The 11,738-nt window shown below is 69.6% G+C and carries 12 protein-coding genes and 1 riboswitch; of the genes, 7 read left to right on the top strand and 5 right to left on the bottom strand.

What is annotated here, in order from left to right; genetic code table 11:
* Positions 1–54: 54 nt before the first annotated feature.
* On the bottom strand, positions 55–1,071 hold the full coding sequence (locus MB1_RS24085; protein WP_066913514.1) for an adenosine deaminase: 1,017 nt from the start codon (positions 1,069–1,071) through the stop codon (positions 55–57).
* 12 nt (positions 1,072–1,083) lie between these two features.
* Positions 1,084–1,159: riboswitch (S-adenosyl-L-homocysteine riboswitch) on the bottom strand.
* Between the two features lie 72 nt (positions 1,160–1,231).
* Complete coding sequence (locus tag MB1_RS24080) at positions 1,232–1,825, bottom strand: TetR/AcrR family transcriptional regulator (protein ID WP_084352611.1); 594 nt, start codon at positions 1,823–1,825, stop codon at positions 1,232–1,234.
* A gap of 66 nt (positions 1,826–1,891) precedes the next feature.
* Between MB1_RS24080 and MB1_RS24075 the strand changes: the two genes are divergently transcribed.
* On the top strand, positions 1,892–2,326 hold the full coding sequence (locus tag MB1_RS24075) for a nitroreductase/quinone reductase family protein (protein ID WP_084352609.1): 435 nt from the start codon (positions 1,892–1,894) through the stop codon (positions 2,324–2,326).
* Positions 2,327–2,477: 151 nt separating this feature from the next.
* On the top strand, positions 2,478–3,404 hold the full coding sequence (locus MB1_RS24070; protein WP_066913522.1) for an alpha/beta hydrolase: 927 nt from the start codon (positions 2,478–2,480) through the stop codon (positions 3,402–3,404).
* A gap of 4 nt (positions 3,405–3,408) precedes the next feature.
* Here the strand turns inward: MB1_RS24070 and MB1_RS24065 are convergent, their stop codons facing one another.
* Positions 3,409–3,780, bottom strand: a complete 372-nt coding sequence (locus MB1_RS24065) for a DUF952 domain-containing protein (RefSeq protein ID WP_066913508.1) — start codon at positions 3,778–3,780, stop codon at positions 3,409–3,411.
* A 496-nt stretch (positions 3,781–4,276) separates the two neighbouring features.
* Here MB1_RS24065 and MB1_RS24060 point away from each other — a divergent pair, with 496 nt between their 5' ends.
* From MB1_RS24060 to MB1_RS24045, 4 genes are all read left to right on the top strand, one after another.
* A complete protein-coding gene (locus tag MB1_RS24060) occupies positions 4,277–4,939 on the top strand; it encodes a DUF8020 domain-containing protein (RefSeq protein ID WP_066913506.1) in 663 nt (220 codons plus the stop codon).
* A gap of 48 nt (positions 4,940–4,987) precedes the next feature.
* Entirely contained in the window at positions 4,988–6,526 is a 1,539-nt protein-coding gene (locus tag MB1_RS24055) for a molybdopterin-dependent oxidoreductase (protein ID WP_084352608.1), read from the top strand.
* A 111-nt stretch (positions 6,527–6,637) separates the two neighbouring features.
* Positions 6,638–7,084 (top strand): nitroreductase family deazaflavin-dependent oxidoreductase, encoded by a 447-nt coding sequence (locus MB1_RS24050; RefSeq protein ID WP_066913504.1) that lies wholly within the window; start codon positions 6,638–6,640, stop codon positions 7,082–7,084.
* Between the two features lie 133 nt (positions 7,085–7,217).
* Positions 7,218–8,207: a glutathione S-transferase C-terminal domain-containing protein gene (locus tag MB1_RS24045; protein ID WP_066913502.1), complete on the top strand. Its 990-nt coding sequence runs from the start codon at positions 7,218–7,220 to the stop codon at positions 8,205–8,207.
* Between the two features lie 13 nt (positions 8,208–8,220).
* Here MB1_RS24045 and MB1_RS24040 read toward each other — a convergent pair whose 3' ends face one another.
* Both MB1_RS24040 and MB1_RS24035 read right to left on the bottom strand, forming a co-directional pair.
* The gene (locus MB1_RS24040) at positions 8,221–9,270 is read right to left on the bottom strand and encodes a YdcF family protein (RefSeq protein WP_066913500.1); all 1,050 of its coding nucleotides are present in this window, start codon (positions 9,268–9,270) and stop codon (positions 8,221–8,223) included.
* Positions 9,271–9,345: 75 nt separating this feature from the next.
* Positions 9,346–10,575, bottom strand: a complete 1,230-nt coding sequence (locus MB1_RS24035; protein WP_169801731.1) for an MFS transporter — start codon at positions 10,573–10,575, stop codon at positions 9,346–9,348.
* Between the two features lie 217 nt (positions 10,576–10,792).
* On the opposite strand from MB1_RS24035, the gene MB1_RS26725 reads away from it, so the two are divergent.
* Entirely contained in the window at positions 10,793–11,704 is a 912-nt protein-coding gene (locus MB1_RS26725) for a LysR family transcriptional regulator (RefSeq protein ID WP_084352604.1), read from the top strand.
* Positions 11,705–11,738: the final 34 nt, after the last annotated feature.

Here is an 11,738-nt window from a genome sequence, read left to right as displayed (position 1 = left end):
CTGATCGGGTCCCGGGAACCGCGCCCGCCGCGGCTTGCGGGACCCGATCGCTGCCTACAGGGCGTAGGCGTCGATTTCGGCCAGCAGGGCGGCGCGGCCGGGGGCGTCGAGGAAGGACTGGCGGACCGCTGCGCGAGCGAGGTCGGTGATCCCGGCGCGGTCGAGGCCCAACAGGTCCGCGGCGACGGCGTATTCGTGCAGCAGGGTGGTCGAGAACATCGGCGGATCATCGGAATTGATGCTGATCGGTACGCCGGCGGCCACCAGGGTGGGCAACGGATGGGCGTCGAGGCTCGGCGCCGCGCCGGTGCAGACGTTGGAGGTCGGGCAAACCTCCAGGGCGATATCGTGTTCGACCAGATATTCCATGAGTTGGGGATCGGCGGCCGCCGCGATACCGTGTCCGATCCGTTGTGCGCCGAGATGCTCGATCGCATCCCGGATCGTCTGCGGGCCGGTGGTTTCCCCGGCGTGCGGAGCGCTGTGCAGGCCGGCGGCGCGGGCGGCGGCGAAATGGGGTGCGAACTGCTCACGGGGAACGCCGATCTCGGGCCCGCCGAGACCGAAGGAGATCAAACCGTCCGGCCGCTGGTTGAGCGCAATATCCAGGGTGCCCTCCGCGGCCGGGATGCCGAGTTCGCCGGGGATGTCGAAGCACCAGCGCAGGACGGTGCCGGTATCGCGCTCGACCTCGACCCGCGCCGCCTCGACCGCCTCGCAATAGGCCTCGGGAGCGATGCCGCGGATCACCGACGTATACGGCGTCAGGGTCACCTCCGCGTAGCGGACGTTCTGCCGAGCGAGGTCGACACCGACGTCGTAGGTCAGATCGTGGATGTCGGTGGCATCGCGAATCAGGTCGACCACGCTGACGTATACCTCGATGAAGTGCGCGAAGTCGGTGAAGCGGAAGTAGTCGGCCAGCAGGGCGGGATCGGTGGGTACCGGGCTGTCCGGATGTCGGGCGGCCAAGCGGGCCACCGCTTCCGGGCCGGCCGAGCCCACGTGATGAACGTGCAGTTCGGCCTTGGGTAGACCGGCGATGTAGTCGGTGAGATCGGACGTCGCCATGGCGGCTCCTCCTGGTCGGAGGCGCCCTTGGTGACCGATCACAGCCGAGCGTGGCGGGTCCTCGCCCGTCGCAGCGCCCCTCGGCTTCGGGACAGCGTAGCGGAGCGCCGCTCGATCGAGATGTCAGGTCTGCGGGCCGACGACGGACGGGTCGGCACGCTCAGCGGGACCAGGAGTGGGTGAGGCTGTCGAGGACCCCCGGAACCGCGCTCACGTCCGCCTGTCCGAGCGTGACCAACTGCGCCAGGCCGTGCACGGTGCTCCACAGCGCCAGCCCGATATGCGCCGACCCCGACCGAGGCAGCCGCCCCTGGGCGCCCAATTCGCCGACCACCGACGTCAATAGGTCGCCGTGGGCATCCATCGCCGCCCGCAATTCGCCGGGCTCGGTGGTCGCGGCGATCGCCGGGTCGAAGACCAGTCGGAAGGCGTACGGGTTCCGGGCGGCCCACCCCACATAGGTCTCGCCGAGGGAGAGCAGCCGGGCGTCGGAGGTCTGCGCCTTCGCCAGGCCCTCGCGCTGCTCGTTGGTCCACTCGGTGAGGCAGTAGGCCGCGAGCGCCCGGATGAACTCCTCGCGGTCCGGGAAGTGCCGATAGGGGGCGGCGTGGCTGATGCCGATCTCGCGGGCCACCTCGCGCAGGCTGATCTTGTCGGCGGGCATGCGATCGAGCATGCGCCGCGCCCCCGCCAGGGTGTCCTGTCGGACGTTGCCGCGGTGGTATCGGGAGGTCGATTCCGGAGAAGTTGACATTGGCTACATGGAACCCCATACTTGGCTCGTCAGCAAGTAGACACTGTCATCATTAGGAGGAAGATCATGGCAAGCACCGGCTCTACCTTGATGAATGCGTTCCCGAAGGCGATCCTCGGATCGCGATTCCACTCGATGATGAGCGGCAAATATCTGCTGCTGGGCTTCACCGGCCGCAAGAGCGGCGCGGCCTATACGTTCCCGGTCGGATACGTCCGGGACGGCGGCGCCACCTACATCTCGACCGACTCGAAGTGGTGGCGCAATATCGCCAACGGGGAGACCGCCACGCTGACGATCGGCAAGGATCGGGTCACCGGACGCAGTCGACGCCTCACCGATACCGAGCAGGCGGTCGCCGCGCTGCGCAAGCTCAGCGAGCTGGGCGGCTACGCCAAGGCGGCCGGGTTGCCGGTGGTCGACGGGGTGGTTCCGGAGTCCGCGCTGCGCGATGCCCTCTCCGGTGACCGCGTCGTGCTGGCGATCGAGTCGGTCGGCTGACCGCGGCCCCGCACTCCTGCCGCCGACCTCGGGTAGCCGCGCCGCCGGCCCGTTCGAATCGCCCGTGTCGAATAGCCGCCGGCACCGGGCTGCTGACGTACGGTCGTGGCGTCGACCGCGATACCGATGGTCGGCGGGAGGAGTGGTCCGGATGACCAGCGAGACGACGACGGTGAACGCGGCCGACGGCATCGCCCTGCATACCTATCGCTGGGAGCCGGAGGCCCCCGCGAAGGCCGTCGTGCAGATCGCACACGGGATGGCCGAGCACGCCGGCCGCTACGCCCGCTTCGCCGCCGCTCTCAACGACGCCGGCTACGCGGTCTACGCCGAGGACCATCGCGGGCACGGGCAGACCAATCCGGTCGGCTCCGGGCACGGATATTTCGCCGACGAGACCGGCTTCGACACCGTCGTCGAGGATCTCTACGCGGTCTCCGAGCGCATCCGGCAGGATCACCCGACGCTGCCGCTGTTCCTCTTCGGGCACAGCATGGGCAGCTTCCTGTCCCGCGCCTACGCCGCCCGCCACGGCGACGACCTCGCCGGACTGATCCTCTCCGGCACCGCCGGCGACCAGGGTCTGCTCGGCAAGGCGGGCGCCGCGATCGCGGCGCTCGAGATCAAGGTGCGCGGTCGGACGGTGCGCTCCCCGTTGATGAATACGCTGACCTTCGGGCAGTACAACCGGGCATTCGCCCCGAAGCGCACCGACTTCGACTGGCTCTCCCGCGATCCGGCGGAGGTCGACGCCTATGTGGCGGACCCGTTGTGCGGCAACGTGTTCACCACCGGGTTCTTCGCCGACCTGTTGGCCGGCCTCGACGGGATCAACAACAAGGCCACCATCGCGAAGGTGCCGCCGTCACTGCCGATCCAGCTGATCGCCGGGTCCCTCGACCCGGTCGGTGCGGGCGGCAAGGGCGTCCTGCAGGTCGCCGAGCAGTACCGGGCCGCCGGGGTCGAGGATGTCTCCCTGCACCTGTACATCGGCGCGCGGCACGAGGTGCTCAACGAGACCAACCGCGACGAGGTCACCGCCGACGTCATCGCCTGGCTGGACAACCACCTCCAGTAACCGCTCAGGCGCCCTCGTCGAGCACGAGGGCGCCGGATTCCACCCGGGCCGGAATGGCCCGCCGCACCGCCGATACCGGCAGCGGCCCGTAGATATGCGGGAACTCTTCGCTGCCCGGTCCGGCGACAGGTTCGAGCCGAATCTCCGCCGTCACCCGGGTGGGGTCGATCTCCAGGGCGACCAGCGGCTCGGTCACGTCGGCGTAGAAGCGCGTCGCCACGCCGTCGAGTTGATGTCGATGCGAACTGTGGATGAAGCCGACCTCGTCGAGCGTCGACCCCCGGGTGGAGATCCGATAATCCCCGGCGGCGCGGGCCGCGGTCCAATCGTCGAGTAGTGCGATATGCCAGAGGGTTTCGCTCGCAGAACCGGTCATTTCTCGCACCCTAGTGCACTGGCGTTGTGGTCCGGCGCCTTTCGCGCACGGATCCGTGCGGGCTCCCGTCGACACAAATGTCGGCTTCATCCCGTCGGAGTGGTGAATACCGAGTGAATGCGCGACGACGGTATGGGGGTGGAGACGGCGGGATCGGCTCCGCGCCTTACCGGATCGACGGCAGCGCATGACCATCGGTGGCGGAAGTAAACCCGCACCCGTACCCGGGGAACCCGTCTGCGAAGAGCGGGTATCGGCCTCGCGGGCAGGCCCGCGCGTCGCCGGGCCGGCGGCTCTCGCCCCGCGCCCGGTGACCGGCGCGAACGCGGGTGGACCGTCGGGCGATACCCACCGTTCATCCACCGGTCGGTTGGGCGTTGGTAGCGCGTTGGTCAACACGTGCATCCGGTGGATTGTCCTAGTTCACTTGCCCGCGCAGTGAATTCGGCGATGGCAAGCGGGCAGCGGGCCCGCTGCCGTATAGGAGGCAAAAGGAATGATCACCGGGCGGGTCGCACTGGCGGCCGGCATCGCGACCGCGGTGTCCCTCTATCTCGGACCCGCGGTCGCGAGCGCGGATCCGGTCTCCCCACCGGCTCCGGTGAGCTGGAACGTCGCCATGGACGGCGGGGACGTCATCGTGCACACCGACGCGGGCACCCTGAGCAACGAGGACAACCACCTCGTGGTGCGTGACGCGGGCGGCAATATGGTCGACTCGGTGCCACTGGCCATCGAGCAGAACGGCGTCGAGCACCCGGTCGACGCCGCCATCACCGGCGACTCGGCCCGGCTGACCCCGGACATGCGACCGGAGTCGGCGGAGTCGGTGCTGCCGGTCTTCCGGCAGACCGATCTGCCGGCGGCGGTGGCCGCGGTCAAGGACAACATCACCCTCACCGCCGCGGTGGGTGGATTCCTCGGCGTCGCAGCGGGTCTGGTCACCGGCTGCCTGCTCGGTGCGGCGGTCGGCGCGGCGGTCTCCGCGCCGGCGGCCCTGCTCTTCGGGTTCGGCCCGCTCGCCGGGTGCGTCGGCGGTGCGGTCCTGGTGGGTACCACCTCGTCGCTGGCCGGAACGGCGATCGGTGGTCTCGGTGCGGTCGCGGCCAACGCGCCGCAGTTCATCGAACTGCTCAACGCGCCCCCGAAGAAGTCGTAGCCGCCGGCTTCCACCACCCGACCCGCCCTCCGGGGTGACAATCGACCCATGAAGGTGGGTGAGGCCCCGGAGGTGCGGTCGGGCTACGGCGTCGGCGACGCGGCAGTGGGGGTGACCACCGGCCTGGTCGGTCTGGCCGCGGCCGAGGTGACCGCGGCGATCCTCGGCAACCGCGTCGGCCCGATCGACGCGGTCGCCGAGTTCGTTCGGGACCTGACGCCCGGGCCGGTGGTCGAGTGGGCGATCGGCCTGCTCGGCACCTCCGACAAGGTGATCGTGACCGCTGCGGTCGTCGTCGGGGCGGTGGGGATCGCGGCGCTCGGCGGCGGTCGGCGCACCGGACCTGTGGTCTTCACGCTGCTCGGCCTGTTCGGGGTGATCGCGGCGCTCACCCGGCCGGCGGCGGAGGACATCTCGCTGGTGCCCTACCTCGTCGGCGCCGGAAGCTGGCTGCTCTGCCACGCCCTGCTGAGCCGCAGGAGTCGGGCGCTCTCCCCCGAACAATCTGCAGGGCAGGAGGGTTCGCGCGCGGGCACCGATCGGCGTCACTTCCTCTACCTGCTCGGTGGGGTGGCGGTCGCCTCCGTCGTCGGCCTCGCCGGCGCCCAGTGGTTGCGCGCACGCTCCGCAGTCGAGGCCGCCCGCGACGCGCTGAACCTCGGTGCCTCGCGCGGTGTGGTCCCCGATGGCGCCGACCTCGGCGTTCCCGGCCTCGGCCCCTGGCAGGTTCCCAACGACGGCTTCTATCGCATCGACACCGCGTTCTCGGTCCCCACCGTCGACCCCGACCGGTGGCAGCTGCGCATCCACGGCATGGTCGACCGCGAGATCACCCTGTCGTTCGCCGACCTGCTCGCCCGCGAGCGCACCGAAGCCTGGGTCACCCTCTGCTGCGTCTCCAATCCCGTCGGCGGTGATCTGATCGGAAACGCCTGGTGGAGTGGGGTGCGCATCGCTCCGCTGCTCGCCGAGGCCGGAGTGCACCCCGACGCCGACGCCGTCCTGCAAACCTCGGTGGACGGGTGGAACTGCGCCACCCCGATAGAGGTCCTCACCGACGACCGCGACGCGCTGCTGGCGGTGGCGATGAACGGCGACCCGCTGCCGATCGAGCACGGCTTCCCCGTCCGTGCGGTGGTGCCCGGACTCTACGGATACGTCTCGGCCACCAAGTGGGTGGTCGACTTCGAGGTCGGTCGCTTCGAGAACTTCAGCCCGTACTGGGTGCAGCGCGGCTGGGCGATGCTCGGGCCGGTCAAGACCCAGTCCCGCATCGACGTCCCGCGGCCGGGCACCGTCACCGCCGGCGACCTGCGCGTCGCCGGGGTGGCCTGGGCCCAGCACACCGGCATCGACAAGGTGGAGGTACGCCTCGACGAAGGCAACTGGGCCACCTGCGAACTCGGCCGCGTGCCCTCGGTCGATACCTGGGTGCAGTGGACGACCACCGTCGACTGCGCGCCCGGCAAGCACCTGCTGACGGTGCGGGCCACCGACCGCACCGGCACCACCCAGACCGAGGAGGTCGTCGGCACGGTGCCCGACGGCGCGACCGGCTGGGACGAGGTCTTCGTCACCGCGCAGTGAGCGGCGGTCGGCGATTCGCCTCAGCGGGCCACCGAGGGGATTATCTCCTCGGCCCATCGCTGAGGAAGATCTACGCACACCGTCCGCGGGGCCGGGCGTAGATTCGGGCCCATGGCGATTACCGGAGAATATGTACCCAGCCCCGAGGAATGGGTCCGCACCCAGGTGGACACGTACGAGTCGTCGAACGGCGCGGAGGGCACCACCCTCAACGGCAAGCCCGTGGTCGTCGTGTCCTCGATCGGCCGCAAGAGCGGCAAGCTGCGCAAGTCCCCGTTGATGCGCGTCGAACACGACGGCGCCTACGCCCTGATCGCCTCGATGGGCGGCGCCCCGAAGAATCCGGTCTGGTACTGGAACATCGTCGACCACCCGGAGGTCGAGATCCGCGACGAACAGGCGGTCGGCACCTACGTCGCCCGCGAGCTGCACGACGACGAGCGCGAACTGTGGTGGAAGCGCGCCGTGGAGGTGTGGCCGCCGTACGCGGAGTACGCCACCAAGACCGACCGGCTGATCCCGGTCCTGCTCGCCGAGCCGGTGGCCGCGTCCGACTGACTCGAGAACGACTGCGGGAGCGGGGCGACGTGCGGCGCAGGCCCGGGTCGACCCGCTCCCGACCGCTGTGTGCAGGTGGTCACGGCGCCCGCAATTCGGTTGAAGTGTGAACCTTCTGCGGTAGCGTGGATGAATGAGCACCGATCTGAAGCCGACGTATACGGAGAAGGGCAAGGCCTTCGAGCGCGATATGCGCTACCTACCGGATCGGATCACGGCGGAACCCGGTCGCTCGCAGGACCCGTGGCCGGGCGCGGCCGTACCGGAGGGGGTGCCGACCCGCCCGGTCGAGCCCGGGCGGTACCGATTGATCGCCGCGAAGGCGTGCCCCTGGGCGAACCGGGCGATCATCGTGCGCAATCTGCTCGGCCTGCAGGACGTCATCTCGATGGGTCTGGCCGGCCCGACGCACGACAAGCGCAGTTGGACTTTCGATCTCGACCCGGACGGGGTCGACCCGGTGTTGGGTATCGAACGGTTGCAGCAGGCGTACTTCGCGCGGGAGGCCGACTATCCGCGCGGCATCACCGTTCCGGCGGTGGTCGACGTGCCCAGCGGTGCGGTCGTCACCAACGACTTCCCGTGGATCACCCACGACTTCTTCTTCGAGTGGCGCGAGTTTCACAAGCCGGACGCTCCGAACCTGTGGCCCGCCGAGGTGCGCGAGGAGATGGAGGAGGTGATGCACCGGATCTTCACCGAGGTCAACAACGGCGTCTACCGCTGTGGATTCGCCGGCTCGCAGGACTCCTACAACGCTGCCTACGACCGACTCTGGACGGCGATGGACTTTCTCGAGGAACGCCTCGCCGACCGTCGCTACCTGATGGGCGATGCGATCACCGAGGCCGACGTGCGACTGTTCACCACCCTCGCCCGCTTCGACCCGGTCTACCACGGGCACTTCAAGTGCAACCGACAGAAGCTCATCGAGCTGCCGAACCTATGGGGCTACGCCCGCGACCTGTACCAGACACCGGGTTTCGGCGAGACGATCGACTTCGAGCAGATCAAGAAGCACTACTACATCGTGCATACCGACATCAATCCCAGTGGGATCGTCCCGAAGGGACCCGAAGAGGGGGTCTGGCTCGAGCCGCACGATCGGGCACGCCTGGGCTGAACGGCCGGAAGGCTCATCCGATCGGTGGGGGTACCAGCGGGATCAGCAGCGGCATGAGCGGCAGCAGCACCAGGATCACCACGACCGGCAGGTGAATGCGCCAATGGCGCACCACGATCGCGGCGAACTCCCGCAGGAACGCCGTCGGTAGGTAGTAGCGGGCGGTGGGCGATCCGACGACCTGCCAGGGCAGCCCGAGTTCGCGGGCGAAGGACGCCGCGCGCAGGGCGTGAAAGTTGTTGGTCACCACCACGACGTCTCCGGACAGCGGCCCCTCGGCGGCGAGCACGGCCCGGGAGAACAGCAGATTCTCCCGGGTGGTGGTCGACCGGTCCTCGCGCCGGATGTCGCGATCGTCGATCCCCCGATCGTGCAGATAGCGCGCCATCGCGTCCGCTTCGGCGACCGGTTCGTCCGATCCGCGTCCGCCCGAGACCACCATCAGCACCCGATCGGACCCGGATGCGTTGCCGCGCACTCCGATCGCCTTGTCGAGGCGACCGGCCAGCAGCGGGGTCACCCTGTCGTCCGTCAGCGCCGCACCGAGGGTGACCGTGGCGGCGATATCGGTCGGGACCGGAATACGCAGGTACAGAGCGGCATACCCGGCGTAGCCGACGAACAGCACACCGACGTAGGCCGATACCGCCAGCACGGACAGGGTCAGGATCGACAGGATCGTCGGGGTGCCGCCGGTGTAGTCGAGTCCGAAGGTCCAGACGTACCAGGCGGCAATCAGACAGACCAGACCGGCGACCAGCGGCAGCGCCGCGGGGATGCCGGGTCCCTCCCGCCGCAGTACCACCAGCCCATTGATGATCGCCGCGACCGGGACGATCGTCACCGAGGCCAGCGATCCCCAGATGATGCCCGCGATCATCGGGACCGCGATCTGGGGCAGCAGCGGCTCCAGGGCGATCGCGACACCGAACCACAGCAGGACGCAGGCGGCCACCAGCCAACCGGCGTTGCGCAGCCGCGCGGGATCGGTGCGCACGCGCAGCAGAAGCGCCGCCAGACATATGACGCCGACGACGATCGCCCCGACGCCCACCGGATTCACCCCACGACTCTAGCGAGGACGGCTGCCGGCCGCCCCGGCCTTCGACCCGTGCGCGGACCCGCCGGACCGGGCCTCTCAGGCCCGCCGGCGCACGTCGCGCAGCATCGCGGCGATCGCGATCAGCACGGTCACCAGCACCAACCCGGAGAAGACGACCAGCACGGCCACCGGGTTGCCGGTCGCGGTCAGCGCGATCCCGACCGCCACCACCGGGACGGTGATGCCGATGTACGCGGCGACGAACATCCCGGCGATCGTCTCGGCGCGGTGCTCGGGAACGGCCAACCGTGCGGCGGTTTGGATCGCGGCCTGGAAGACCAGTCCGCTGCCCGCGCCCGCCGCGACGCCACCACCGGCAAACAGGGCCAGGGACGCCGTCGGGGCGCTGATCGCCATCATGACCAGCCCGACCGTCATCAATCCGCAGGCCAGGCGCAGCCGCTGGGTGACCGACATCCGCACGCAGAGCACCTGGGCGACCGCCGACCCGCCCAGCACCCCGAAGGCGATGCTGCCGGCGACCAGCCGGGATGGGTTGTCGAGGATCGCGCGGGTGAAGGTGGCCGCCAGCGAGGTGGACACCCCGAAGACCGAGAACGCCGCCAGGGCGCCCAGCGCGGCGGTGCCGAATTCGCGACGGTGGGCGGCGTCGACGCGGACCCGTTGCGGCCGGTAGGTCCATCGTTCGGCCGGCTGCGCGGTCTCCGGGACGGTCAGCACGGCCACCGTCACGATCGTCAGCGCCACCGCGTAGATCACGAACGGCAGCGTCAGCGGGTGCGGCAGCCATTCGGTCAGCAGCCCGGCCACCAGCGGTCCGAGCGCCAGACCGCCGGTGTTGACCACCGTGGCGACGGTGGCGGCGAAGCGGTTGTCGCGCTTCGGGTAGCCGACATCGTGCAGCTCGGTCAGGTGGGCGGTGGCCGCCGCGGTGAGCGTGCCGATTCCGAATCCGTTGATGAACCGGGCCAGCAGCAGCATCGGCACCGACGCCGACGAGATGAACAGCAAGGCCGCGATGACCGACAGCACCGCCGACACCACGATCATCCGTCGCCGCCCCAACTGGTCGCTGATGTGACCGGCGAGCAGCAGGCCGGCGAGCACACCGACGCCGTAGGCGGCGAAGATCACCGTGATCATCGAATCCGCGAAGTGGTCGCGCTGCTGATAGAGCGGATAGAGCGGGGTGGGGACCGTCGTGAACGACATCAGCGTCAGAAAGCTCACCGCGATCAGCCAGAAGCCGGCGGCGTGCGGGATCTGCGGGGCGTGCCATCGGGCTCTCGACCGTTCCTGCGTCACCGGATGATCCTGCCGGCCCGTCGCTTCCGGTACCCGAAGCGTGGTCGATCGATCCCGCTTCGTCGACGCGTGCGGTGTGGCCGGAAGCTCCGGTGTGGTCGAACTGCCCATATATGCAGCATGCGGGCGGCGATTGATCGAGTCCAACGAAGATATCCGGTGACGATCATCGACAATTCCGATTGATCGAAGTGCCGCGACGGCGCACGCTGATCGGGTGGACATCCGCCAGGTCGAGTTCTTCGTCGCCGTTGCCGACGAGCTCAACTTCACGCGCGCGGCCGGTCGGGTGGTCGCGGTGCAGTCGACCGTCTCGGCGGGGGTGTCGGCCCTCGAACACGAGTTGGGGGTCACCCTCTTCGAGCGAACCACCCGACGGGTCGCGCTGACCGCGGCCGGGGAGGAGTTGCTGCCGGTGGCGCGGCGGATGCTCGCCGAGGCCGATCGGATGCGCGATATCGGCCGCCTCACCCGCGCGGGCCTGCGCGGTCGGATTCGGGTCGGGGTGATCACCTCGATCCCCTTCGACGTGCCGGGCCTACTGGGGCGCTTCCATCACAACCACCCACTGGTCGAGCTCGGACTGTCGATGTCGCCGCGCGGCTCGGCCGGGCTGATCGACGATGTCCGGCGCGGCCGGGTCGACGTCGCCTGGGTCGGCGGCGCACCGCAGGAGTTGGTCGGCGTGGAGGCTACCCGGCTGATCGCCGAACGCTATGTGGTGTTGGTGCCGTCGAGCCATCCGCTCGCTGCCGTCGGCCATCCCCTCGAAGCCGCCGCGCTGGCCGACGAGCCGCAGATCGACATGCCGCGCGGGTTCGCCAACCGCGAGCAGGTCGATCGCCACTACGCGGAGCTGGGAATGGCCCGCCGGGTGGTGGTCGAAATCCCCGACCTGGCCCAGATCCCCAGCTACGTCGCCGCCGGTTTGGGGATCGCGATCACCCAGGCCAGCGCGGTCCCGGTCGCCGGGGTGGTGGCGATGCCGCTGGCCGACCCGCTGGAGTGGATGCTGTGGGTGATCGCCTCGGCGGATCGGCGCAGCCCCGCGGTGGATGCCCTGCTCGCGGCGGTCCGCCGGATGGCCGATCAGTTCCCGGTGGGCGATCGGTCGTCGGACCCGCTCTGATCACTTGGCCCGGACCCGCGCAGATCTCCCGAAC

This window comes from Millisia brevis NBRC 105863, from assembly GCF_001552615.1.
Classification (GTDB): Bacteria; Actinomycetota; Actinomycetes; order Mycobacteriales; family Mycobacteriaceae; genus Millisia; species Millisia brevis.
This window is presented reverse-complemented; position numbering and strand designations above follow the sequence as displayed.